25 protein-coding genes and 2 riboswitches are annotated in these 24194 nt (G+C 65.9%); of the genes, 1 reads left to right on the forward strand and 24 read right to left on the reverse strand.

The genetic code is table 11. From position 1 onward, the window contains the following. Positions 1–46: 46 nt before the first annotated feature. A riboswitch (cobalamin riboswitch) is annotated at positions 47–247 on the reverse strand. The 20 genes from Q0J74_RS00080 to Q0J74_RS00175 all read right to left on the reverse strand — a co-directional run bounded on the left by Q0J74_RS00080 (position 211) and on the right by Q0J74_RS00175 (position 19791). Then, the gene (locus tag Q0J74_RS00080; RefSeq protein WP_297208772.1) at positions 211–1005 is read right to left on the reverse strand and encodes a sirohydrochlorin cobaltochelatase; all 795 of its coding nucleotides are present in this window, start codon (positions 1003–1005) and stop codon (positions 211–213) included. (Overlaps the previous riboswitch by 37 nt.) A gap of 53 nt (positions 1006–1058) precedes the next feature. After that, the gene (locus Q0J74_RS00085; protein WP_297208774.1) at positions 1059–1706 is read right to left on the reverse strand and encodes a precorrin-8X methylmutase; all 648 of its coding nucleotides are present in this window, start codon (positions 1704–1706) and stop codon (positions 1059–1061) included. A 1-nt stretch (position 1707) separates the two neighbouring features. Continuing rightward, a complete protein-coding gene (locus Q0J74_RS00090) occupies positions 1708–3204 on the reverse strand; it encodes a cobyric acid synthase (RefSeq protein ID WP_297208776.1) in 1497 nt (498 codons plus the stop codon). Then, complete coding sequence (locus tag Q0J74_RS00095; protein WP_297208778.1) at positions 3204–4256, reverse strand: pyridoxal phosphate-dependent aminotransferase; 1053 nt, start codon at positions 4254–4256, stop codon at positions 3204–3206. Before Q0J74_RS00095 ends, Q0J74_RS00090 begins: the two co-directional genes overlap by 1 nt. Before the next feature lie 50 nt (positions 4257–4306). Continuing rightward, positions 4307–5284: an adenosylcobinamide-phosphate synthase CbiB gene (gene cbiB, locus Q0J74_RS00100; RefSeq protein ID WP_297208780.1), complete on the reverse strand. Its 978-nt coding sequence runs from the start codon at positions 5282–5284 to the stop codon at positions 4307–4309. Further along, on the reverse strand, positions 5281–5877 hold the full coding sequence (locus Q0J74_RS00105) for a histidine phosphatase family protein (protein WP_297208782.1): 597 nt from the start codon (positions 5875–5877) through the stop codon (positions 5281–5283). The genes cbiB and Q0J74_RS00105 overlap by 4 nt, the downstream gene beginning before the upstream one ends. Next, positions 5868–6227, reverse strand: coding sequence for a bifunctional adenosylcobinamide kinase/adenosylcobinamide-phosphate guanylyltransferase (locus Q0J74_RS00110; RefSeq protein ID WP_297208785.1), 360 nt, complete (start codon positions 6225–6227; stop codon positions 5868–5870). The genes Q0J74_RS00105 and Q0J74_RS00110 overlap by 10 nt, the downstream gene beginning before the upstream one ends. After that, positions 6224–6982 carry an adenosylcobinamide-GDP ribazoletransferase gene (locus Q0J74_RS00115; RefSeq protein ID WP_297208843.1) on the reverse strand — a complete coding sequence of 253 codons (759 nt, stop codon included), beginning with the start codon at positions 6980–6982 and terminating at the stop codon, positions 6224–6226. The genes Q0J74_RS00110 and Q0J74_RS00115 overlap by 4 nt, the downstream gene beginning before the upstream one ends. Before the next feature lie 5 nt (positions 6983–6987). After that, the gene (locus tag Q0J74_RS00120; protein WP_297208786.1) at positions 6988–7512 is read right to left on the reverse strand and encodes a bifunctional adenosylcobinamide kinase/adenosylcobinamide-phosphate guanylyltransferase; all 525 of its coding nucleotides are present in this window, start codon (positions 7510–7512) and stop codon (positions 6988–6990) included. 145 nt (positions 7513–7657) lie between these two features. Further along, complete coding sequence (cobT, locus tag Q0J74_RS00125; RefSeq protein WP_297208788.1) at positions 7658–8716, reverse strand: nicotinate-nucleotide--dimethylbenzimidazole phosphoribosyltransferase; 1059 nt, start codon at positions 8714–8716, stop codon at positions 7658–7660. Next, complete coding sequence (locus Q0J74_RS00130) at positions 8713–10086, reverse strand: cobyrinate a,c-diamide synthase (protein ID WP_297208790.1); 1374 nt, start codon at positions 10084–10086, stop codon at positions 8713–8715. Before Q0J74_RS00130 ends, cobT begins: the two co-directional genes overlap by 4 nt. Continuing rightward, a complete protein-coding gene (gene cbiE / locus Q0J74_RS00135; RefSeq protein WP_297208792.1) occupies positions 10083–11279 on the reverse strand; it encodes a precorrin-6y C5,15-methyltransferase (decarboxylating) subunit CbiE in 1197 nt (398 codons plus the stop codon). Before cbiE ends, Q0J74_RS00130 begins: the two co-directional genes overlap by 4 nt. Next, positions 11276–12016: a precorrin-6A reductase gene (gene cobK, locus Q0J74_RS00140; RefSeq protein WP_297208793.1), complete on the reverse strand. Its 741-nt coding sequence runs from the start codon at positions 12014–12016 to the stop codon at positions 11276–11278. The genes cbiE and cobK overlap by 4 nt, the downstream gene beginning before the upstream one ends. A gap of 1 nt (position 12017) precedes the next feature. Further along, positions 12018–12752: a precorrin-3B C(17)-methyltransferase gene (cobJ, locus tag Q0J74_RS00145; protein WP_297208795.1), complete on the reverse strand. Its 735-nt coding sequence runs from the start codon at positions 12750–12752 to the stop codon at positions 12018–12020. Then, positions 12749–13738 (reverse strand): cobalt-precorrin 5A hydrolase, encoded by a 990-nt coding sequence (locus Q0J74_RS00150; RefSeq protein WP_297208797.1) that lies wholly within the window; start codon positions 13736–13738, stop codon positions 12749–12751. Before Q0J74_RS00150 ends, cobJ begins: the two co-directional genes overlap by 4 nt. Beyond that, positions 13735–14490 carry a precorrin-4 C(11)-methyltransferase gene (cobM, locus tag Q0J74_RS00155; protein ID WP_297208799.1) on the reverse strand — a complete coding sequence of 252 codons (756 nt, stop codon included), beginning with the start codon at positions 14488–14490 and terminating at the stop codon, positions 13735–13737. The genes Q0J74_RS00150 and cobM overlap by 4 nt, the downstream gene beginning before the upstream one ends. 61 nt (positions 14491–14551) lie before the next feature. Continuing rightward, on the reverse strand, positions 14552–15712 hold the full coding sequence (gene cbiD / locus Q0J74_RS00160; RefSeq protein WP_297208800.1) for a cobalt-precorrin-5B (C(1))-methyltransferase CbiD: 1161 nt from the start codon (positions 15710–15712) through the stop codon (positions 14552–14554). An 87-nt stretch (positions 15713–15799) separates the two neighbouring features. Continuing rightward, a riboswitch (cobalamin riboswitch) is annotated at positions 15800–15983 on the reverse strand. Between the two features lie 62 nt (positions 15984–16045). Further along, complete coding sequence (locus Q0J74_RS00165; protein ID WP_297208802.1) at positions 16046–16807, reverse strand: helix-turn-helix domain-containing protein; 762 nt, start codon at positions 16805–16807, stop codon at positions 16046–16048. Between the two features lie 108 nt (positions 16808–16915). Next, complete coding sequence (locus tag Q0J74_RS00170) at positions 16916–17347, reverse strand: GNAT family N-acetyltransferase (RefSeq protein ID WP_297208804.1); 432 nt, start codon at positions 17345–17347, stop codon at positions 16916–16918. After that, positions 17344–19791: a cation-translocating P-type ATPase gene (locus tag Q0J74_RS00175; RefSeq protein WP_297208806.1), complete on the reverse strand. Its 2448-nt coding sequence runs from the start codon at positions 19789–19791 to the stop codon at positions 17344–17346. The genes Q0J74_RS00170 and Q0J74_RS00175 overlap by 4 nt, the downstream gene beginning before the upstream one ends. 195 nt (positions 19792–19986) lie before the next feature. On the opposite strand from Q0J74_RS00175, the gene Q0J74_RS00180 reads away from it, so the two are divergent. Further along, positions 19987–20247, forward strand: a complete 261-nt coding sequence (locus Q0J74_RS00180; protein ID WP_297208808.1) for a hypothetical protein — start codon at positions 19987–19989, stop codon at positions 20245–20247. A gap of 32 nt (positions 20248–20279) precedes the next feature. Here the strand turns inward: Q0J74_RS00180 and Q0J74_RS00185 are convergent, their stop codons facing one another. The 4 genes from Q0J74_RS00185 to Q0J74_RS00200 form a co-directional block, all read right to left on the reverse strand. Further along, on the reverse strand, positions 20280–21230 hold the full coding sequence (locus tag Q0J74_RS00185) for an ROK family protein (RefSeq protein ID WP_297208810.1): 951 nt from the start codon (positions 21228–21230) through the stop codon (positions 20280–20282). Between the two features lie 124 nt (positions 21231–21354). Then, positions 21355–22425: a lysylphosphatidylglycerol synthase transmembrane domain-containing protein gene (locus Q0J74_RS00190; RefSeq protein ID WP_297208811.1), complete on the reverse strand. Its 1071-nt coding sequence runs from the start codon at positions 22423–22425 to the stop codon at positions 21355–21357. Next, complete coding sequence (locus Q0J74_RS00195; protein WP_297208813.1) at positions 22425–23525, reverse strand: MGDG synthase family glycosyltransferase; 1101 nt, start codon at positions 23523–23525, stop codon at positions 22425–22427. Before Q0J74_RS00195 ends, Q0J74_RS00190 begins: the two co-directional genes overlap by 1 nt. Before the next feature lie 84 nt (positions 23526–23609). Next, complete coding sequence (locus Q0J74_RS00200) at positions 23610–24155, reverse strand: 4'-phosphopantetheinyl transferase family protein (RefSeq protein WP_297208814.1); 546 nt, start codon at positions 24153–24155, stop codon at positions 23610–23612. Between the last annotated feature and the right edge of the window lie 39 nt (positions 24156–24194).

Below are 24194 nucleotides of genomic sequence, written 5' to 3' on the forward strand. Positions count from 1 at the left end.
CCGGATTGTCTCATAGTCGTTTCATCCTTTCCTATCGCTCGTAGGTGGTTGGATTACCGGACCGGGCAAGGTCTTCCGGCTTGAGCCTCTCTGCCGCCGGGCGTCTTCCCAGATCTCCCCAGTGACATGGTGCGCGGCGGCTCTTCTCTTACGGCAGCGGGACTGCGCGGGAGTTTCACCCGTCTTCCCTTTTCCCGGCCCTTCTCTATATTAAACAGGCGCTTGCGCCTGGGCCTGTCCGGCATGCTTCACAAACAGCGCCCGCACCTGGGAATACTCTCCCAGGCCGGTGAGAACGCAGGTTACGCCGTATCCCATACTCTCCAGGACATGTTTCCAGGAATTTTCTTCCTCTCCCGCCAGGTCGTTTTTGGCGTGGTCCCCCGCCACCGTCATCAGGGGGCGCAGCTCCACCTCTTTCGCCTGGGGCCGCTCCGCCAGACGGCGGAGCACGGCGGCAAAGTCAGGATAGCCCTCCACCGTCCCCACCAGGATATCCGTCCGGCCCAGGTCGTGAAAGGCATACTCCATCAGGGCGTAAGCCGAGTTGGCCTGGTGCTCCGAGCCGTGGCCCATATACACCACCACCCGCTCCGCCGCCCGGGGAGGCAACACCTCCAACAGGGCGCGCCCCAGCTCCAGGTAGTCCTCCGCCGCCGTCAGCAGGGGGACTCCCACCGCCATGCGGATAAACCGGCGCCGGAATTTCTCCGCCTGGGCGGAGAGCTTGTGGTACTCTTCCCCATTCATCACATGGGTGGGCTGGAGGAGTACGTCGGTATACCCCTCCTCCGCCAGCTTTTCCAGGGCGGTGGGTACATCGTCCAGCTCCACGCCCCGCTCCCGCCGCCACCGGCGCAGAATCATGCCGCTGGTAAAGGCCCGGCGCAGGGTGCGCTCGGGAAAGGCGGCGGCCAGATCGGCCTCAATGGCGGCGATCGTCTTTTCCAACGTATCCGCGTGGCTGGTGCCAAAGGACACCGCCAGCAGCGCTTTTTGTGCCATGGCAATTCCTCCTCGGTATGGCGGGCCGTCCGGTGTCCGGCCTCTGGGGGCGATTATTCCCGGGCGTTGCCGCTGGCCTGGTAGAGCAAGGCGTTGCAGATGGCCGCGGCCACGTTGCTCCCCCCCTTGCGGCCCATGGCGGCGATATGGGGGACCTCCATCTCCAGCAGCAGCTGCTTGCTCTCCACCACGTTCACAAAGCCCACCGGCACTCCTATCACCAGGGCGGGACGCAGCGCTCCCGCCTCCATCAGCTCGCAGGCCCGCACCAGGGCGGTGGGGGCGTTGCCGATGGCCAGAATGAGGGGGCCGGGCAGCTGGGCTGCCCGCTCCATGGACAGGGCGGCCCTGGTCTCCCCACGGGCCTTGGCCTGGGCGGCCACCTCCGGGTCGGGCATGAAGCACACCGCTTTTCCCCCCAGCTTCTCCAGCACCCGCTTGTTTACTCCGGACCAGGCCATCTGGGTATCGGTGACAATGGTACATCCCCCTTTGAGGGCGGCGATGCCCCGCTCCACCGCGCCGGGGGAAAACACCAGATTGCGGGCGTAGTCAAAGTCGGCGGTGGTGTGGATCACCCGTTTGATAACCGGCAGCTGGTCTGCCGGAAAGCTCTGCTCTCCCAGCTCCAGGCCGATCAGCTCCATACTCCGGGCCTCGATATCGGCGGGAGCCACCCGCTGCAATTGCACTTTTTTCATGTTATTCCTCCCCGTCCAGGATGCGGTAAATCCGCTCCATATCCAGGCTGGCGCGCAGGCCGTCGGCCAGCTTGTCGTACTGGAGCTGGGCATAGGCCTGCCAGTCCACGCTGGCCGCCGACCGGTCCAGGCCCCTGGCCTTCAGCAGGCAGTTCACCAGGGCCGCCGCCGCCCCGGCCTTGTCAAAAAGGCCGTGGACGTAGCAGCCCCACACATTTCCGGCGGCAAGGCCGTCGGTATGGACCGCTCCGGTCTGGTCAGTAAAGGACACCAGGGAGGGCGCGGCACTTGCCGTGCGCCCCATGTGGATCTCATATCCCTCAAAGGGAACTCCGGCCATCTCTTCAAACAGGCCCGCCGGGGTCCGGAAGGTCCCGGCGACCCGGGTGCGGGTCTTCTCCCCCTGGAATACCGTCTCGGCGGGGAGCAGCCCCAGGCCCCTCAGGCCGCCGCCGCCCTCCACCCCCTCCGGGTCGGAAATGCTCTGCCCCAGCATCTGATAGCCGCCGCAGATGCCCACCACCGCCCCGCCGGCGGCGGCATGCTTCAGGATGGCAGCCTCCAGGCCGCTCTGCCGCAGCCAGCGCAGGTCATCCATGGTGTTCTTGGTGCCGGGGAGGATGATCAGGTCGGGCTTTCCCAGCTCCTTCCCGCTTCCCACATAGCGGAGGGTAACCTCCTCCATTCGCTCCAGCGGATTGAAATCGGTGAAGTTGGAGAGCCGGGGCAGGCGGATGACGGCGATATCCACCAGTCCCACCTTGCCGGCGGCGGACAGGCGGCCGGACAGGGAGTCCTCGTCGTCCACATCCACGTCCAGCATGGGGACCACTCCCAGCACCGGCTTTCCGGTGAGCTGCTCCAACTGGCCCAGGCCTGGGCGGAGAATTTCCACATCCCCCCGGAACTTGTTGATGATAAGTCCCCGGATCAGCGTCTGCTCCTCCGGCTCCAGCAGCTTTACCGTGCCGTAGAGGGCGGCAAACACGCCTCCCCGGTCAATGTCCCCGCACAGCAGCACTGGGGCGTTGGCCCGGCGGGCCATGCCCATGTTCACAATGTCGTCCTGCCGCAGGTTGATCTCCGCCGGGCTGCCCGCCCCCTCGATAACCAGAATATCGTACTCCGCCGCCAGGGCGTGATAGGCCGCCATCACCTCGGGGATCAGGCTTTTTCGGTAGCGGAAATACTCCCCCGCCGCCATGGTACCCCGGGGTATCCCGTTGACAATCACCTGGGAGCCCACACTGCTGGTGGGCTTGAGAAGGATGGGATTCATCCGGGCATCGGGGGCGATGCCCGCCGCCTCGGCCTGTACCACCTGCGCCCGGCCCATCTCCAGTCCGTCCGGGGTGATGGCGGAGTTGAGGGCCATGTTCTGGGATTTGAAGGGGGCCACCCGGTAACCGTCCTGACGGAAGATCCGGCACAGTCCCGCCGAGAGCAGGGACTTGCCCGCGTTGGAGGCAGTCCCCTGGAGCATGATTGCCTTTGCCATCACAGCACCTCTTTCAGTTCGGCCAGCAGCCGCCGGTTTTCCGCTCCGCCTCGGACGCACACCCGGTACCAGTCGGAGCCCAGGCCGAAATAGTTGGCGCAGGAGCGGATCAGGATTCCCCGGCTCAGCAGCCGGTCCTTCAGATCCGTCACTCGCTCCACCCGGAAGAGCAGGTAGTTGGCCTGGGAGGGTATCACATCGCAGCCCAGCTCCGCCAGTCCCGCCGCCAGGGCGGGCCGCTGCCCGGCGATCAGCGCCCTGGCCCGTTCCGGCCAGCCGGGGCATTGGGCGAGGGCCGCCAGTCCCGCCGCCTGGGCGGGGGCGGATACGCTCCAGGGCTGGGCAAACCGGCTTAGATGCGCCAGAAGCTCCCGATCGGCCGACAGGCCGTAGCCCAGCCTCAGGCCGGCCATGGCGTAGCTTTTGGTAAAGGCTCGGAGCAGAAAGAGACCGGGAAACTCCTCCAGCCGGGGAGCCAGGCCAGGCCCCCCTCCGTCTGCCAGAGAGAGAAAGCACTCGTCCACCACCAGCCGGGCGCCCAGGGCGCCGCACCGCCGGGCGATTTCCTCCAGAAGGCCGGGAGAAATGAGCCGGCCGGTGGGGTTGTTGGGCGTACACAGGAAAACCAGTTCCACCCCGGGGGTGAGGGCCGCCAATATGCCCTCCTCCAGATCAAAGCACCCGGCCCGGACCAGAGGATAGCGCTCCACCTGACAGCCTACGCAGGTCAGGGCCTGCTCATACTCGGAAAAGGTGGGAGCGGTGACCAGGGCCTTTCGGGGACGGAGGGCGAAGGCCAGCCGGAAAATCAGGTCGGCGGCGCCGCCGCCGCACAGTACTTGCCCCTCTTCCACCCCGTCGTGGGCGGCAATGGCCCGGCACAGGCGGCGGCACAGGGGATCGGGATAGGCCGACCCATCCGCCGCCGCCGCCGCGGCGGACGCCTCCGGCGGCATTCCCAGAGGATTGAGATTGGTGGAGAAATCCAGCACCGGCCCGCCATAGGCGGCCTGGGCGGTGAGAATATCTCCGCCGTGGGTATATGGAAACATAGCCGTACTCCTTTGCCTGTGGAAATGCGGGCCGACGCGGGCATCGGCCCCTATGGGAACAATAGGATCAGCAGCGGCAGTCCGCAGAAGAGCAGCAGAGCGAAAAAGGCGGCGGCGTACAGAATCCGCCCGGCCCGCAGGATGTCCAGGGGCTCAATGGGCCGCTGGTCGTCCCCGATGTAGGGCTTGTCCACCAGCTTGCCGAAATAGAAGTTGGGACCCGCCAGCCGGAGCTGGAGGGCGCCGGCGCAGGCCGCCTCGGTGTGGGCGGAGTTTGGGGACTTGTGGTTTTTCCGGTCCCGCTGGAAGATCCGCCAGGCGTTTTTCCCGTCATATCCCGCCGCCGCCGCACCCAGACACAGGAGTACCCCGGCCATGCGGGCGGGGAGGAAGTTCAGCACATCGTCCAGCCTGGCCGCCGTCCGCCCGAAATACAGGTAGGTTTCGTTTCGGTAGCCCACCATGGAGTCCATGGTGTTGGCCGCCTTGTAGAGCATACCCAGGGGTGCGCCCCCCACGGCCAGAAAGAGAAGGGGGGCGATCACTCCGTCGGAGGCGTTCTCAGCCACCGTCTCCACCGCCGCCCGGGACACCCCTGCCTCGTCCAGGACGGCGGTATCCCGGCCCACAATCATGGACACGGCATACCGGGCCTTGTCCAGGTCTCCTGCCTTCAGGGCGTCGTACACCTTCCGGCTCTCGGCGGCCAGGGATTTGGTGGCCAGCAGCTGGTAGCTCAGCACACTCTCCACCCCCAGAGCCAGCCAGGGGCTGGCCTGGCGGCAGACCCACAGCACTCCCGCCGTCAGGCCGGTGGGGATGGCCAGGGTAAAGACCACCAGCACCACACCCCCTGCCAGCTCACCGGCAGGGGACTTGGGGAACAGCCTGCGCAGCCCCTTTTCCAGTCCGGCGATCAGCGCGCCTATAGCCCGCACCGGGTGGGGCGCCCAGTGGGGGTCCCCCAGCAGCAAATCCAGGCAGAAACCGATGAGCAGGGCCAGCAGATGCATAATTGCCCAACTCATCCCCCGTACTCCTCCAGAACCGTCAGCTCCAGGGTGTCCGGGTCCACGGAAACCCGGAAGCCCCCGCAGTTGGGACACATCCACCCGTAATAACTCCGCTCCGGCCGGCCGTATTTGCTCAGCAGGCCCATGAGAGAGCCGCCGTGGGACACCACGCCCACCTGCTGGAAGCCCCGCCGCCGGGCGTCCGCCGTCAGCAGTTCCAGGCCGCGAGACATCCGCGCCACCACCTGCTCAGCGCTCTCCCCCACCGGCATGGCGGCAAAGTTCAGGCGGGTACCGCTTTGGCCGATCCAGGCCTGATACAGGGGGTCATCCTTCAGCTCCTCGTGATTTTTCCCCTCGAAGGGGCCGAAATCACTCTCCCGCAGCTGAGGGATCGCCGTACTTTCCACCCCGGGCCAGAGCAGCTCCGCCGTCCGGCGGCAGCGGCTCAGAGGGCTGGTGTAGATGTGCTCCACTCGGGGCAGGGTGGTACCCACCCGCCGGGCCAGCGCCTCCCCCTGAGGAATCAGGGGCAGGTCCAGGGTACCCACAAACCGCTTTTCCAGGTTGCCCTGGGTGGTGCCGTGGCGTATGAGAATCAGTTCCATGCCTGGGGATCTCCTTTCAATGTCATGGGCAGACCGCAGAAAATCCGCTCCACCCGCTCCGCCCGCTTGGCCAGGCGGCAGCACAGCCGCCCCACCTGTTCCCGCCAGGCCCGCTGGTCCGGGTCCACCGGCACCACCCCGCAGCCCACCTCGTCACAGATGAGGATGATGTCGGGATTGGCGGAGAGCAGCGCCTCCTCGTCCAGGTCGGACCACACCTCCACCCCGTCGAAAACAGGCAGGGTCCGGGCCTCCTCCGGAGTGCGGGCCACCTGCTCCGGACCGTATCCGGTTTTTTTCAGCACATAGTCCAGCTTACCCTGGGCCGCGCCGCCGATAATCAGGGTCATACTACCGCCACCACCTTCTGGGCGATCACCACCGCCAACACCATGACCAGCTCGCAGGTCTGGAGGAAAAAGCCCGCCAAATCGCCGGTGACGCCGCCGAACTGCTTTTTGCACATCGCCTGGTAGTACAGGCAGACCAGGAACGCGCCCGCCAGCAGAGCCCCGCCCTCCGCCAGCGCGGCGACCACTATGGCCACCCCGCACATGGCTACCCATGCTCCCAGCGCCAGGTCTGCCTTGAACCTGTCCATAGGCCCGGTGAAGGTGGCCAGCATCCCGGTACCCCGGGCGTTGGGCATGTTGACGGCGAAGAAGCCGGACAGGCTGCGGGACAGGACAGGCCCCAGGGCCAGCACCACAGCGGTTCGCTCCGTAAGCTCCACCTCGCACCAGGCGCCGAAGAACACCAGCAGGTAGAGTCCGCAGCAGATAATGGCGAAGGCCCCGGTGTGGGAATCCTTCAAAATCTCCAGCTTTCGCTCCCTGCTCTGGTGGGAGGACAGGGCGTCGCAGGTGTCGCAGAAACCATCCAGATGGATGCCGCCGCTGAAGGCGATGGGCAGGAGCAGGGCAACGGCGGCAAACAGGGCGGAGCCGATATGCAGAAACTCCGCCAGGGCCATCCAGCCGTACAGCGCCGCCCCGATGACCGCACCTACCAGGGGGAACCAGCACAGCGCCCAGGACAGGGCCTTCTCCTCCCAGTCCACCCTGGGCATGGGCAGCTTGGAGTACATGGCAAAGGCAACGATCATGCTTTTCAAGTTCTCTCTTCCTTCCAGGTCACGGGGATTCCGCACACCACTTCGTATACATCATCCGCCCGGGCGGCAATGGCCCGATTCAGATCGGCCAGCAATTCCAGATAGGCGGCGGTCTCCGGGTCATAGCGCACCCCGTCGGAGAACAGCTCGTTGGTGACCACCACCAGTAGCGCCGCCCGGGCGGCGGCCCGCCGGACTCCCGCCAGCACCCGGCCGAAGGCGGCCTTCCCGCCTCCCTCAGGGGCAAAGTACTCGTTGGCGGCCAGATTGGACAGGTCCTCCAGCAGCACGGCGCACCCCGCCGGCAGCTCCCGCTGTTCCAGTCCAGTGGGACACTCCAGAGTGGAAAACCCCTTTCCCGCCCGCATGGCCCGGTGGCGCGCCACCCGGCGGGTGCTCTCGGCGTCCCACACCTGCATGGTGGCCAGATAAATCCGCTCCTGCAATCCGGAGGAAACCACCAGTCCTTCGGCAAACTCCGACTTGCCGCTGCCGGCTCCGCCGGATACCAAAATCAGCACGGCTGCTTCTCCCTCCCTATTTCCAAACAGGTGCGGAACAGGACCACGCGCCTGCACAGTACGCCTTAACTTGTGGCCGCGGCGGCCGCAAGCGCCTTTGCGCGGCGAAGGCGCGTGGATATCAAAACCGGTTTCCGCCCTGGACTCACGTCAAGGGCTGATAGGCTTCGATGTTGGTAGCTTCAAAGGTGGTCATCTCCCGGTACACCGCCAGGCCCATATCCAGCAGGGGCATCACCGCCACCGCGCCGGTCCCCTCTCCCAGCCGCATGCCGGCGTAGAGGAAGGGTTCCAGGCCCAGCTCCGCCAGCACCAGGCGGCTGGCCGGCTCGTCGGAGGCGTGGGAGCCCAGCATATAGTCCCGGCTGTAGGGACACAGACGGGCGGCGATCAGGGCGGCCACCGAGGAAATAAAGCCGTCCACCAGCACCGGCACATGGCACAGGGCGCCCCCTAAAAACACCCCGGCCAGTCCCGCCAGGTCCAGCCCCCCCACCTTGCTCACCACATCCAGGGGGTCGTTTGGATCGGGCCGGTTGCAGGCGATGCCGGTCTCAATGGCCCGGATCTTCCGCTGCAGTCCCTCGCTGGACAGCCCGGCTCCCCGGCCGGTCATGTCCACCGGGTCCCGGGCCAGGAAGACGGCGGCCACAGCGGAGGAGGTGGTGGTGTTGCCGATCCCCATCTCCCCGGTGGCCAGCAGGCGCACGCCTCTCCCGCACAGCTCCTTGGCAATCTCCACACCGGTGAGCACCGCCTGCTCCGCCTCCGCCCGGGTCATGGCGGGTCCCCGGGTAAAGTCGGCGGTACCCCGGCGGATGTTCTTCTGCAAAATCCGATCCCCGTTCAGCGGCGTGGCGGTGCCGATATCCACCGGCACCACCTCCGCTCCCGCCAGCCTGGACATGGCGCACACACTGGTATCCCCCGTGGACATGTTTTCCGCCACGATGGCGGTAACTTCCTGTCCGGTCTGGGTAACGCCCTGGGCCACCACCCCGTTATCGGCGCACATCACCACCACCGCCCGCTTGGAGATGTCCACGTCGGGAGTGCCGGTGATGGCCGCCATGCGAATGACCGCCTCCTCCAGCGCACCCAGGCTGCCCAGAGGCTTGGCAATGGAGTCCCAGCGGATCTTGGCCGCCGCCGCCGCGTTCTGGTCGGCGGGGATGATGGAGCGTACCACTTCTTCCAGTGTCATAGCGATTCCTCCGTTTGGTAGCGGCGTGCCGCCGCCACAAAATTACGGGCCATCTGGGGCCTGGCCCAAAAGTGCACGTGGGGAAAGCCGGCGTACAGGGTGGGGGTGTGAAAGCCGCAGTCCCAGCTCCGCTCGCTCAGCGGCTTTTGGGCGCGGAAGTCCCCGCCGGGTGTGGTGCTGTCCCAGTAGTGGAACTCATGGGCGGGGAAGCACTCCCCCGCCTTGCACAGCAGGCCGTCCGTCCGGGCCGTCAGGGTGACGTATCCGAACCGGCCCAGCCTGCCGGTGTTGTGGGCGTCCCCAGAAACGGCCCCCGCCATGTGCCAGCTGTACCGGCCGTCCGCATCCCCCAGATTGCGGTGGAGATAGAGAAATCCGCCGCACTCGGCCACCGTGGGCAGGCCGTGCAAGATTTTATAGTGGATCTCCTGAAGCAGGCTGTGATTGCCCGCCAGCTCTTTGGCATACTCCTCCGGGTAGCCGCCCCCCAGATAGAGTCCGCAGGTCCCCTTCGGCAGGGTCCCGTCCGCCAGGGGGGAGAACTCCGCCAGCCTTGCCCCCAGGGTCTCCAGCAGCTCCAGGCCGTCGGCGTAATAGAAGCAGAAGGCCTTGTCCTTCGCCACGGCGATAACCGGCTCTCCCTCCACCGGCGGCGGCAGAGGGACGGGCGTGACATTCAGCGGCGGCGCAGAGGCGGCCAGGGCCAGCAGGCCGTCCAAATCCAAGCTCTCCTCCGCCTGGGCCGCCAGCGCCTGGAGTTTTCCCTTCAAACCGGCCACCTCACCGGCGGTAACCAGACCCAGGTGGCGGCTCTCCAGGGAGCAGGCGGGGAGATTGGGCAGATAGCCGTATACGGCAAGGCCGGTCTCGGCCTCGATGCACTCCTTTAAGCGGGGGTAGAGTATGGGGGACACCCGGTTTAAAATTACGCCTTTGATCCCGCTGTCCGGGCGGAAGGTCTTCAGTCCATGGACCACCGCCGCCACGGTGCGGGCGCTGCCCCGGCCGTCGGCCACCAGCACCGCCGGGGTACAGGTGACCCGGGCCAGGTGGTAGGCGCTGGCCTGATGGCTCATGGCGATACCGTCGTAATACCCCATAACCCCTTCCAAAAGGGACAGCCCCGCCCCGGCGCTGTTCTTCGCCAGCAGATACCGGGTCTTCTCCTCCCCCAGGAAAAACAGGTCCAGATTCCGGCTTTTGGCCCCGATGATCTCGCTGTGAAACATGGGGTCGATATAGTCCGGGCCGCACTTGAAGGCCACCGGGTTTATTCCCCGGTTCATCAGGGCCTGGAGGATGGCGCAGGTCACGGTGGTCTTGCCGCCCCCGCTGGCGGCGGCGCACAGCAGCAGCCGGGGGGTGCTCATGCCCGCCCCTCCCCGGAGAACATCCACACCGGGTTCTGGGCATCCATCAGGTGGTAGCGCCCGGCGGGCCTGGTGCGGGTCACCGACACCTGCACCATCTCCGCCCCCTCCAGCCCGGCGAAGAGCCGGGCGGCCTCCGCCACCGTCTCCAGGGTGACGGCGGTACACACCACCCGGGCGGCGGGATTTTTCTCAAAAATTACCCTGAGAATCTCACTCAATTTCCCGGAAGTGCCGCCGATGAATACCCGATGGGGGGCGGGCAGCTCCTCCAGGGCCGCGGGGGCCTCCCCTCTGACCACAGCCAGGTTACAGGCGCGGAAGCGGGCTTTGTTCTCCTCCAGCAGAGCCAGAGCCTCCGCCTTCCTCTCCACGGCGAACACCTGCCCGGCGGGGCAGGCAAGGGCGCACTCCACCGACACCGAGCCGGTTCCGGCTCCCACATCCCACACCACATGGTCTTCCGCCAGCCGCAGCTTGGACAGGGCCAGGGTCCGCACCTCCTCCTTGGTCATGGGGACATCCCCCCGGAGAAAGGAGCCGTCGGGCAGGCCCGGACTCTGAAAGGGCCGGGTCACCGGATTGGGGTTTTCCGCCAGCAGCACCGACAGGTCGGCAAAGCTCTCCTCCGCCAGCTCCGCCGCCGTGCCGGCGGCGATCCGCTCCCCGTCATAGCCCAGCCGCTCCCCCACCCATACCTGCACCGCTCCCAGTCCCCGCCGGGTCAGCTCCCGGCAGATGTCCTGGGCCTTGGTAGACCCGCCGGTGAGGGCAAAGGTGCGGGCATTGCGCTGAATCTCCCCCACCGCATTGTGGCTGCGGCCGTGGGCGCTGACAATTTTCACATCCTGCCAGTCCAGACACAGCCTGGCGCAGAAGCAGCTCAGGGAGGAGACGCCGGGAATGGTGATCACCTGATGCTCCTCCAGCAGGGACCACAGGCGCCTGGCTCCGCTATAAAAGCCGGTGTCTCCGGAGAGCAGCACTCCTACCGGTCCCTCCTCCCGCCGCTTGCCGATATATTCCGCAATATCGGACCCGGCGATGAGGGGAACGCACTGGTGGCTCTCCGCCCAGGGCTCCAGCAGCCGGGGAGCGCCCACCAGCACCGGACAGGTCCGGATGGCCTCCAGTCCGTCCAGGGTGATGGTCCCCGGCGTTCCCATGCCCACCCCGATGAGATAGACCTTCATGCCCCTTCCTCCTTCAGCCTCTCCTGCATATCCTCCAGGGTCAGGCCCTGTTCCGCGCCGGGCCGCTCCACTACCAGCAGGGCGGCTCCCGCCTCTTGCGCGGCCTCCGCCTTCTCCCGGAAGCCGCCGAAGCCGCCGGTGTCCTTGGTCACCAGGGTCTTAATGTGATATTGCTTCAGCAGGGCCACATTCAGCTCTTTGGAAAAGGGACCCTGCATGCAGATGATCTGTTTCGGCGGAAAACCCAGCTCCAGACAGCGCTCCAGGGAGTCCGGCAGGGGCAGCACCCGGGGAAAGCAGCGCTCGGTAAGGCCGGGCCGGGCGAAGGCGTCCAGTTCCTTGCTGCCGGTGGTAAGCAGTACGTTCCCCGGCAGGCCCTCCAGCATGTCCGCCGCCGCGGCCATGCTCTCCGCCCTGGGGTACCGCTCTGCCCCGTCGGACCGGCGCACCAGCCGGAGGCAGGGCAGCCCCGCCGCACCCGCCGCCGCCCGGATGTTGGCCGTCACCTCCGCAGCGTAGGGGTGGGTGGCGTCCACCACATGGGTGAAGGGGCGGGACGCCATGAGCTGTTCCATCTCCGCCCGGTCCAGCCGGCCCACATGGGACTGTATCCCCCGGGGGAGCAGGGTTTCGCCGTACTCGGTGGCCACGCACACCAGGCAGGAGACGCGCCGGGCCAGCAGCCACGCCGCCAGCTCCCGGCCCTCGGCGGTACCGCCGAAAAGCAGCACATCCATCTTACTCCCCCCGCTGGAGATAGCCCCGGGGCGTGACCATCCTCCCTCCCAGCCACTTGGTCTGACTGTTGCCGATAAAGACGGTGGTGAACATGTCCACCTGGGCATCCCGCAGCCTGGACAGGGGACACATGACTCCCTCCTCCCCCGGCCGGCCGATGTTGCGCACATAGCCGCACACCGTGTCCGGGTCCTTCTCCCGCAGCAGGATATCGCAGGCCCGCCGGAGGTAGTCCGGGCGGCTCTTGCTGGCGGGATTGTAGAGGCAGATCACAAAGTCCGCCCGGGCGGCGGCGGCGAGCCGCCCTTCAATCTTCTCCCAGGGAGTAAGCAGGTCGGACAGGGAAATCACCGCAAAGTCGTGGGTCAGGGGGGCTCCCAGCACGGCAGCCCCGCCGCAGGCGGCGGTGATGCCGGGAATCACCTCAATTTCGATGGGATCATAGTCCTGGGCCACCTCGTAGATGAGTCCCGCCATGCCGTACACTCCCGCGTCCCCGGAACACACCACCGCCACGTCTTTCCCCGTCAGGGCGGCCTCCACCGCCGCCCGGCAGCGGTCTACCTCCCGGCGCATCCCGGTGGACAGCATCTCCTTTTCCGGAAAATCCCCCTTCACCAGGTCAATATAGGCGGTATAGCCCACAATAAGGTCGCAGGCCGCCAGGGCGGCCCTGGCCCGGCCGGTAAGGTCGGGTCCTCCGCCGGGTCCCAGCCCGATGACTGTCACTTTCATGGTATCTTCCTCCCCGCCACTGCCACGGTGACGCCGTTTTTTGCCCGCTTGGGGACCAAGAGGGTGCCGCCCGCCCGGACCGCCGCCCGCTCGCACACGTTGTCCACCCCGGTGACATGTTTCACAAAATCAGAGGGGGTAAACTCTCCCTCCGCCGCCGCCAGCTCCGCCGCCGAAAATACGGACAGAGGCAGACTGCGGGCGGCGCAGAAGGCCAGCAGGCCGGGCTCGTCCTGTTTCAAATCAATGGTAGCCACCCGTTCCACGGCGGCGGGTTCATAACCGGCAAGCGCCTCGTCCACCACCGCCTGGATGGTTTTTACGTCCGTCCCCTTCCGGCAGCCGATGCCCAGAATCAGCCCTCTGGGGGCCAGCCGCAGGGTGCGGGGGAAGGGACCCGTCCCCGTCCCCCAGGTGACCCACACCCCCAGCTCCGCCGGACCTTCCGTCAGGCCCGCCGGACAGGGGTGGGAAAACGCGCTGGCAAAGCCCACTTCCCGCCCCTCCAGCAGGGCGGCGGAAATTTCCTTTGCCAGACTCCGGTCCGTTATAGCCATGGCATGGGCTTCCGCCCATACATCCACCGCAAACAGGCCGTTGACGTCGGTGGCGGTGGAGATGGCGGCCTGGCCGCCGGTGAGTGCGGCCACCCGGCGGGCCAGCTCGTTGGCCCCGCCCACATGACCGGACAGGAGGGGGACGGCAAACCGTCCCGCCTCGTCCACGCTCACCACGGCAGGATCGGTGAATTTATCCTTTACATGGGGGGCAATGGCCCGGACGGCGATGCCGCAGGCTCCCACAAAGAGCAGGGCGTCCCTCTCTCTCCACATCCGGGCGGTCCATACCTCCAGGCTGTCCCATCCCTTCGCCCCCACCTGGGCGGCAAACCGGGCGGGGGCATGGAGATCCGCACCCAGACTGTCCGCCAGACGCCGTCCCAGCTCCGTCCCCCGGCGGGTGAAGGCAACCACCGCAGCCCTCACCGGCTGGCCTCCCGGAACTCATGGGTAAAGGTGGGGTCATACAGCTTGGATCTTTCGTATTTTTCTCCTAAAAAATTACCAATTGTAATCAACGCTGTCTTGGTGATGTGGTTTTCCCGGGCGGTTTGGGCCAGGGTGGACACCGTACAGCGGTATACCCGTTCCTCCGGCCAGGTGGCTTTGTACACGATGGCCGCCGGAGTGTGGGGAGGATACCCTCCCGCCGCCAGCTCCTTTTCCACCTGCTCCAGCAGACCGGTGGACAAAAAGAGCACCATGGTGCAGCCGTGACCGGCCAGCTTGCGCAGCCGCTCCCCCTCCGGCACCGGCGTGCGGCCCGCCATGCGGGTGATGATAACGGACTGTGATACGTCCGGCAGGGTATACTCCGCGCAGAGGGCGGCGGCGGCTCCGGAGAAGGAGGAGACACCGGGGGTCACGTCGTAGGAGATGCCCCGCCGGTCCAGCTCGTCCATCTGCTCCCGAATGGCCCCGTAGAGAGAGGGGTCGCCAGTGTGGAGCCGGACGGTGGTGCTCCCCGCCGCCTCGGCGGCGGCCATCACCTCCACCACCTGTTCCAGGGTCATGGAAGCGCTGTCGTGGACCTGACAATCCGCCTTCCGGTACTCCAGCAGGGCGGGATTCACCAGGGAGCCGGCATAAATGATCACATCCGCCTCCCCCAGCAGTCTGGCACCCCGTACGGTAATAAGGTCGGCCCCGCCAGGGCCGGCGCCGATGAAATGTACCATAATAATTCATGCTCCTGTCTGTATCAGTGGGGACCGATGTACGCATCAGTCCCTACGGGCGTCAGGTGTCGGCAGGGGCGGGCCGCCCGTTTTGGTGGAGGGCCAGCAGCGCCTCCGCTCCCGCCGTCTTTCCCAGTATGCCGTATTGATTGGAGAAAAAAACCGCCCCGATCTCCAGCTCCGGCCCCGCACGGTGCCTGAGCTGCTCCTCCAGGGCAGCCGCCACGGAGTTCATCACCGGCTCCAGCAGATTTGCCTCTGTCAGCAGCGCCAGCCCGGCGTCGGTGGTGGGGCTGTCGAACAGGGCGCGGAGCAGCACTGCGTCCCCGCCCGCCAGGGCGGCATGGGCGGTGAGGGTCTCCCGCCGCCCGTCGGATACCCGGGAGTGGGTATTCATCCCTCCCGCGGCCACTTTGATGAGCTTGCCCAGATGACCCACCACCAGCAGGGAGCGGAAACCCAGACCGGCGGCGTGGTCGATGGCCGCCCCCAGGTAGTTGCTGCATGTACACCGGTTGGACAGGTCCAGACCCAGGGTTTCCCGGGCAAAGGCGTCCCCGTAGTTGCCCGGGGTTATCAGCAGATCCTCCACCCCCGCCGCCTTGGCCATATCCTGCTCCAGATAGAGGGAGTCGATGAGGGCCGCCTCACTCATGGGACGGACAATGCCCCCGGTACCCAGGATGGAGATTCCGCCCACAATACCCAGCCGGGGATTGAAGGTGTGTCCGGCCAGCTTTTCCCCCTCCGGTACCGAAATGGTCACCGCCAGGCCGCCGGTATAGCCCGCCGCCTCCGCGGCCTGTTCCACCTGGGTCAGGATCATCCTGCGGGGGGTGGAATTGATGGCGGCCGCCCCCACCGGCTGGTCCAGGCCGGGCCGGGTCACCCGGCCCACACCCACACCGCCGTCAATGCTTACGCCGGGGGTGCTTCGCCGCTCCACCCGGGCGCAGATCAGGGTGCCGTCGGTGACATCGGGATCGTCCCCCCCGTCCTTGCGCACGGCGCAGGATGCCCAGCCTGGACCGGCGGCGTAATCCAGCAGCTCCGCCTCCACCTGGATTCCGGCTGGGGTATCCACAGCCAGGGCGGGCAGGCTCTCACCCGTGAGCAGCAGCCTGGCCGCCCCGGCGGCCGCCGCTGCAGCGCAGGTTCCGGTGGTATAGCCGCAGCGCAGCTGCGTCTTTCCCACCGGGAGATAGACCTCCAACTTCGCCATTCCCATCCTCTCTTTCCAAAAAGAAAGCCCTCCCAACAATGAGGGAGGGCATGCCGCCAAAACCTGCCGCACCTCTCCACCTCAGAGCTACGCAAACGCCCTTGCAGTGGGTCTCCTGGCTTGCGCTTCCTCCTCCGGCGCGCCTTCTCAGCCCTGTGGGGCCAATGGCCTGTGCGCCTTCGTCCACGCTTACAGTAGAGGTAAGACTGCGCCGGATTTTCACCGGCTTCCCCTGATGCGGTACTCCGCGGCTGCAAGTGCTTTTAATTGATCTTGTTCATTATATCAGTCTCTCTGAAAAAAGGCAAGGAGAAACGCCGGAATTTGTGGCTTTTACTCATGGAGCTTGCCGGCGACGATCATCGGTACAAACAGGCCCAGACAGGCCATCAGCGTCAGCCACAGTCTCCCCTCCGCCCACAGCAGCGGGACAAACCACTGGAGGGCCAGGTAGAGCAGGGGAAACACCACCGGCGTCACCAGCGTCCACCACCGGGCGGCGCCCAGGAGATAGGGCCAGTTCCGGTTGCTGATGCGGACACCGGCCAGGTTCAGCCGGAAGGGGCCGCTGCTGAAGGAACTGATGTCGTTTTGATCGTAGTAGGCGGGCAATACGTCGGGGGCGAACAGACAGAACCAACCTCCGAAGAGCAGGCACAGGAACTCCACCACTCCCAGGTCATTCCACAGCGCCGGCCAGGAGAAGCCCAACCCGCGCAGGAGCAGCAGCTCCAGAAGGGATGCCGCCGCGGACAGGGCAAACAGCATCCCTCTCCCCTTCCGGTTCTTCCGCTTCTGCTGCCGCTGGCTCCCAGACAGCTCCAGGGATCCGGCCACCAGCTCCTCCACCTGCTCCACCGGCAGGGGCTCCGGCCCCAGCCGCTCCCCCCGGAGCAACTCGGTCACCGTCACTCCCAGGCACTCGGCCAGGGGCGTGAGCAGGGAGATGTCGGGCAGGCTCAGCCCCCGCTCCCACTTGCTCACCGCCTTGTCGGACACGTAGAGCGTTTCAGCCAGCTCCTTCTGGGTCAGGCCCTTCTCCTTCCGCAGCCGGACAAGGAAGGCCCCAAAGGCCTCCCGATCAATTTCAAACATGGCACAGCCTCCTTCCCCGCCATTGTAGGACCCCGAGGCCCAATTTGGCAACCGACTGGCGGTAGAGCGGGCAAAAAAGTGCCGCAGAGGAGATTCCACGGCACTTTTTCAGCACTCCATGACAAAGTTGGTCAGCAGGACGCCGTGGCGTTCCACCTGCTGCTCCCGTACCACCCGCCAACCCCTCCGCTCAAAAAAGGGCCGCGCGGTCAGGGAGGCATGGGTCACCCTGGCGCCGGGCAGGGCGTCGCACAGGGCGGATGCCACCCCCCGCCGCTGCCAGTCCCTGTGGACATACAGGCGGTCCAGGTAGCCGTCCGGCGCCAGGTCGGCAAATCCCACGATGGCTCCCTCCTCCTCCGCCACCAGTGTGGTGTGGGCCAGAAAGGAAGCATTCCAGGCCGCCAAATCCACCCGTCCACTGGCCCAGGCGTCCAGCTGCCGGGGGCTGTAATCCCGGGCATTGACCGTGTGGACGGTCTCATAAAACAGCGCGGCCAAGGCAGGGCAATCCGCCGGGCGGTAGGGACGCAGCGTCATGTCCTCCGCCTCCCCCGCAGGCTCCGCCCCTTATCCACCAGGGAGCTGCCCAGCTCAAACAGGTTGAGCATCAGCTTGAGCACCGAATAGGACAATCCCAGGAAGACCAGCAGCACCAGGAAGGGCTGAAGCTCCAGCAGGCTGAGGCCGAAGTTTTCCCCAAAAAACAGGATGGTCACCGCCGAGGAGCCCGTCATGGCTCCCCACAGCACCCGGCGCTTCCAGTCAAAGGGCTTGCACACCTGATAGAGCACCAGGATGCCAATGACAATGAGCAGAATGGCGGAGATGGTGGACAGCTCCTCCGTGGTAAAGCCGAAGGCCAGGTAGAATGCCTCCACCCCCAGCACCACAATCAGGTCGGCCAGACCCCCGGGCAGGGCGGAGCGGAACACATTGGCCAAAAACTTGCCCTTCACCAGGCTGTGGTTGGGCTCCAGGGCCAGGAAGAGGGAGGGGACGCCGATGGTCACCGCGCTGAGCAGAGACAGCTGGAGGGGGGTGACGGGGTAGGGTACCGTGGCAAACAGGGAGATGATGGCCAGGCAGAAGGAGAAGATATTCTTCACCAGGTAGAGGGCGGCGGCCCGCTGGATATTGTTGATCACCCGCCGCCCCTCCGCCACCACCTTGGGCATGGCGGAGAAGTCGGAGTTGAGGAGCACCAGCTGGGCGGCGTGACAGGCGGCGTCGGCACCGGAGGCCATGGCAATACCGCAGTCGGCGTCCTTCAGGGCCAGCACATCGTTGACGCCGTCGCCGGTCATAGCCACGGTATGGCCCTCCTTCTGGAGCGCCCGTACCAGTTTGCGCTTCTGGTTGGGAGTCACCCGGCCGAATACGGTATACTGGCGCGCCGCCCGCTCGATGGCGGCGTCGGACTGGAGGGTGGCGGCGTCCACATACTTGTCCGCCCCCTCTATACCCGCCTGGCGGGCCACCTCGGACACCGTCACCGGGTTGTCTCCGGAGATGACCTTTACCGCCACCCCCTGCTGGGCAAAGTAGCGGAAGGTCTTGGGTGCGGCGGGACGTACCCGGTTGGCCAGCATGGCCAGGGCCATGGGGGACACCCGCCGGGGGTCCAGACCCTGCCGCTGGTCCGGCACGCCGTCATACTCCGCCGCCAGCAGCACCCGGTACCCCTTGGCGGACCAGGGCTCCACCTGTTCTTTCAGGTCGGCGTACCGCTGGCCCAGGATAAACTCCGGCGCGCCAACCACAAAGCTGCCGTGGCCGGGGAACACGGCGGCGCTCCACTTGGCCGCCGAGGTGAAAGGGATAACCTGAGCGGCGTGCCAGACGGAGGTGCCGTGGAACTTCTTCTGCATGGCTCGGCCGGTGTCGTTGTCCGCCTCCATCACCTTATAAAAGGCGTTGAGCGTCTCGGTGACCACCGTCTCGGCGTATTTCTCCTGGTCCAGATAGACCACCTCCCCCACCTCCATCTGGGGTTCGGTGATGGTGCCGGTCTTGTCCACACACAGCACATCCACCCGGGCCAGGGTCTCGATGCAGTTCATGTCCTGGGCCAGCACCTTGCCCTGGGCCAGGCGGATCATGCTCACCGCCAGGGCCACACTGGTGAGCAGGTAAAGCCCCTCGGGAATCATGCCGATCAGGGCGGCCACCATGGAGATCACCGCCTCTTGAGCGGTGCGCTCCAGGAAAAAGTATTCCTTGATAAACAGCGCCACCCCGATGGGAACCAACAGGATGCCGATGATTCGGATCAGCTTGTCCAGGGAGGACATCATTTCGCTCTTGCCCACAGTGACGTCTTTCTTGGCCTCCAGGGTGAGCTTGGAGGCGTAGGAGTCCGCTCCCACCCGGTCCAGCCTGGCCCGGCACCGGCCGGCCACCACGAAGGAGCCGGAGAGCAGCTCGTCCCCCGGGTTCTTCACAATGGCGTCCGCTTCGCCGGTGATAAGGGCCTCGTTCACCTGCACCTGGCCGGAGAGCACCGTGGCGTCGGCAGGTATCTGTTCCCCGGAGGCCAGCTCCGCCACGTCGTCCCGCACCAGCTGGGCCGCCGGCACCGAGACCACGCTCCCCTCCCGCACCACGTTGGCCCGGGGGGCCGCCAGCAGGCTGAGCTTGTCCACCGTCTGCTTGGAGCGCAGCTGCTGGAAAATGCCGATGGCGGTGTTGGCCAGGGCGATAAGCAGAAAGAGCATATCGTCAAAGGACCCCACCGCGATGAGCAGGGCCGCCAGGACAAGAAAGATAAAGTTAAAAAATGTGCAACAGTTGGCCCGCACAATCTGCCCCACGGTCTTGGTGGGGGATTCCACCGGGTCGTTGGCCCAGCCGTGGTGCTGCCGCTCCTTTACCTGGGACAGGTTCAGCCCCTTGTCCGGGTCCGCTGTCACCCGGGGTACCTCCCGCCGGGTCTGCTGCGCTGGTTCCGCCGGTACCTTCCGGCGCGGTCTTTTGTTCGCCATGCTCCCGCCTCTGCTTTTCTGGTCTTTTGTTGGCATTATACTGGATTTATTCCCGCCGGACAAGGGCGGCAGGCAAATCTTAACGGTTTCCTCATATTTTCCCCCTGATTTCCACAGTTCTTTCGGAGACCGTGAAAGTTTCCGGTCTGAGTTCTCCCGTTCCCCGCTATACTGGGTACAAAGGAGGGGCGCTTCATGGAACTGAAACCGGATCAAAAAACGGCCGCAGCCCGGCTGATCCTGTGCGGCGGCCTGGCGGCGGTGCTCTGGGGGGCGGCGGCAAAGTTTCCCGGGCTGGAACCCTACCGTCCCTGGCTGGAGGAGCACAAGCTGGAGGCCGGCGCCGCGACGGCGGCGGCGCTGTTTGGGCTGTCCCTGCTGCTGTTTCCCCTGCCAGAGGGGGAACGGGCGCAGAAGGAGCAGGACACCTGCTGCGGGTACAGCCCCGTGGCATAAAAAGGAGCCCGCCGCGGCGGGCTCCTTTTTGCTTACCGGAACAGGGGCAGCAGGGCGGCGCCGATGATACCGGCGTCGTTGCCCAGGGCGGCCCGCACCAGGCGGGTGCGGTGGACGCTGTTTCGGGCGTAGTCCTCCCGATTCAGAATGTAGCGCACCGGAGCCATCAGGGTCTCTCCCTGGGCGGAGGGACCGCCGCCGATGCAGAACACCTCCGGCTGGAAGATATTCACCAGGCTGGCCACCCCGCAGCCCAGATAGTCCACGTACTCGTCAATGACCTTGCCGGCGGCGGCATCCCCCTGGGCGGCGGCGTCAAAGGGGGTACGGCCGTTGACCCCCTCCAGGCCTCCCGCCAGCTGCCACAGCAGGGAGTCCGGGGTCTGCTCCATAATCTGCCGGGTCCGCTTGATAAGGGCGGTGGCGGAACAGTAGGCCTCAAAGCAGCCCTTCCGGCCGCAGGTACACAGCCGTCCGCCGTGCTCGATGACGAAGTGGCCCACCTCCATACCGGCGTAGTTGAAACCGGTATACAGCTTGCCCCCCAGTACCGCGCCGCCGCCCACTCCGGTACCCAGGGTGATGGCCACCATGGACTGACTGCCCTTTCCCGCCCCGGCGGCATATTCCCCCAGGGCGGCGGCGTTGGCGTCATTTTCCAGATAAATCTGTTTTCCCAGCCGCTTTTCCACCATAGCTGTCAGGGGTACATCCACAAAATTCAGGTTGGACCAGAACTTGATCAGTCCTGACTGGGGCTCAATGGTGCCGGGGGAGCCGATGCCAACCGACTCCACCTGCTCCAGGGTCACCCCCGCCCGTTCCGCCGCCGCCCGGGCGGCGGCGGCCATCTGATCGGCCACCTCCTCGGCAGGTACCCCCCTGGGGGTGGGCAGGCTGACCTTGCCCAGGATGGCCCCCTCTCCGTCCACGACGGCGGCGGCCACGTTGGTGCCGCCCAGATCAATGCCTAAATAGTACATACTCCCGCCTCCTGTGTAGCTTCTGCCGCCATTATAATGCAGCGGGCGGCCCGGCACAAGAGGAAACCGCCCCGAAGCGCGCTTTTCGCTTCGGGGCGGTTTCCTCCGGCTGCGCGGGACACCGTCACGCGGCGGTCTCCCGCGCCGGCCTAGGGAGGGGAGATACATGCCCCGTCCCACGGCTTTTCCGGACATACAGGTGGACCGCCAGGGAGATCACACCGCTGAGTACCATGAAGGAGTAGAAGCTGATACCCCGTGCCACCAGCACCGCCGGCGTCACCAGCCCGGCCCCGAAGAACAGGCGGAAGGCCTGCAAAAAGCCCCCCTCGGAGGCGCCCACCGCGCCGGGCAGGGGGAGGGAACCCACCGCCAGGGTGAGCAGGGCCTGGGCGCCCAGCAGCTCCAGCACCCCGTGGCCGCTGAGTCCGAAGGCGCGGTAGACCATAAAGGGGACGCTGAACAGGGCGGCCAGCTGGAGCACGGTACACCCCAGCAGCCGGACGGGCAGGGTGGGATTGCGCCGCAGGCAGTCCGCGCCCCTGCGGTACTCCTCCATCTGCCGCTCCAGCTGGGTCTCCGCGCCCGCCCGGTCCCGGACCAGGCGGAGCTTCACCAGCAGCGAAAGCACCCCGCTGCAGATCCGCCGGGCGGCGTTGGGCAGAAACATCAGGCAGAGCATCCCCACGGTGAGCGCCACATTCACCAGGATGCCGTAAAACAGCAACAGCATCATGCCGCTGCCCATCTCCACCAGCAGCCAGGGGAACAGCACCGCCGCCAGTGCGCCGAACAGCAGCAGCGTCACCTGATAGCACATGGCCAGCAGCAGCATGTTCAGCGTGCCGTGGGCGGCGGAGACCCCGTCCCTGGCCATACAGTAGATCTGGGCGGGCTGACCGCCGGTGGCGGAGGGGGTGATGGCGCTGAAGTAAAATCCCGCGAAGGAATAGCTCAGGCAGCGCAGCAGGCTGGTCCTGTGACCCAGGCAGGGGAGGATCTGACGGGTACAGGAAGCCTCAAAGCACAGCATCAGCAGCATCAGCCCCAGGCCGCCCACCAGCCAGCCCGGCCTGAGCTGCCACAGTACCGATTGCAGGCGGGCGAGCGGCATGTCCCGCAGCAGCACCCAGAAGGTGATGACCATCAGGACTGCCAGAATCACCGGGCCGATCCGGTTGCTTTTTCTCTGCATCAGGCGCACACCTCGCTCACACGGGCCGCGGCCGCCACAATTCCCGTCAGGCGGTCCGGCTCCAGCACACCCTTGAGCAGGCGCATGTTGGCCGACATGGTATCCAGCGCCCGCTGGTCGTAAATCAGCTCCCGAATGGCGTTCAGGCATTTCCCGCTCTCCTTGCCCGCCACCCGGCCGATGCCCTGGTCCACCAGGAACCGGGCGTTCTTCCGCTCCTGCTCCCAGAAAGGTTCCCAGGCCAGAATGGGCAGCTCGGAAAAAATGGCCTCAAAGGTGGTGATCCCACCGGGCTTGGTCAGGACCAGATCGGACTGGGACATGTAGTCGTATACCCGGTCGGTAAAGCCCAGAACCTGGATATGGGCGTACTTTCCCGCCAGGCGCTCATACAGCCGGCGGTTGCCGCCGGTGATGATGGTGGTGCGGACACCAGGCAGGGCGTCCAGCGCCTCATAAAAGCCGTCGCTTCTGGGCATCAGACCCAGGCCGCCCCCCATGATGAGCAGCCGGCGGGGCTCGTTCGCTCCGCGTACCCGCCGCTCCACCGGGCGGGGAGTGAGAAACTCCGCCCGGACCGGGATGCCGGTGACGCAGATCCGGACCGGGTCCACGCCCTTGTCCGCCAGCTCCTCCCGCACCTCCCGGCTGCCCACCATGTAGCAGTCGGTCCCTTCGCAGATCCACTCGGAGTGGGCCGAGATATCGGTGACACAGGTGAGCAGGGGCAGCTTGTCCCCGCTGAGCTCCTTATACCGGGACACCACCTGGGCGCAGAAGGGGTGGGTGGCAATCACCGCGTCGGGCCGGCTCTCCGCCAGCAGCTCCTCCAGCTTCTCCACAAAGTGGCCCGAGAAGCAGACGTGGGCCGGGGTGTTCTCCGTCAGCTTATAATAGGCGTTGAACAGCGCCGGGCCGCAGGTGACCAGCAGGTTGTATCCCTTATATACCACACCGGAGAGCTCCGGCATGGCGTAATTCACCAGATCCTCAATGCGCACCTGGGCGCCGGGATAGGCATCCTGAATCTGCTGGGCCAACGACTTGGACACCGACCAGTGACCCATGCAGAACTTCCCCGTCAAAATCAATACGTTCACGGAGCTCTCCTCCTTCTACCAGCTGTTAGACATAGTATAGAGGAGCTTTCTTTAGAAAACTATGGCCACTTTCTTAAAAAGAGCTTAAGAAAAAGAAACATTTTGATCACAGGGGGAGGCCACCGTCTCCGGCGGGCGTTCCGGCAGAACACAGCAGGCCGCCCCCCGCCAGCCGGGGCCGGCATAGCAGCGGAAGGCCAATCCATCCAGCTCCCCCGCCTGACCGGGGGCGATCAGAGGGACGGCGATGGTGTTGGGGTGCTGCCGCAGACCCCGGCCGGTGCATTTCACCCGGGCCTCCTTCAGGGTCCAGAGGGTATACAGGCTTCCCCAGTCTCCGCCCATGGCCTCATACCAGGCGTATTCCGCCGGGGCGCAGATATACCGGGCCAGGCCCGCCCGGCGGGGGCGCACCACCTCAATGTCCACTCCCAGGGGGGCCGCCCCCACACCGCACAGGGCCAGGCCGCTGCTGTGACTCACGTTAAAGTGGAGGTCCGGCCGCTGGGGGAAAAAGGGCTTGCCCCCCTCCTGCCGCGCCAGCTCCGGCAGCGCCGCCAGCCCGTACTCCGACGCCAGCAGCGCCGCCAGCAGTTTATATGCCTCCCCGTTTCCCTGCCAGAGTATCACTGTCCGACCACCCCTTTTTTTCAGCATACCACAGGATGG

Origin of the sequence: uncultured Flavonifractor sp. (assembly GCF_944387675.1) — a bacterium.
GTDB lineage: Bacteria > Bacillota > Clostridia > Oscillospirales > Oscillospiraceae > Flavonifractor.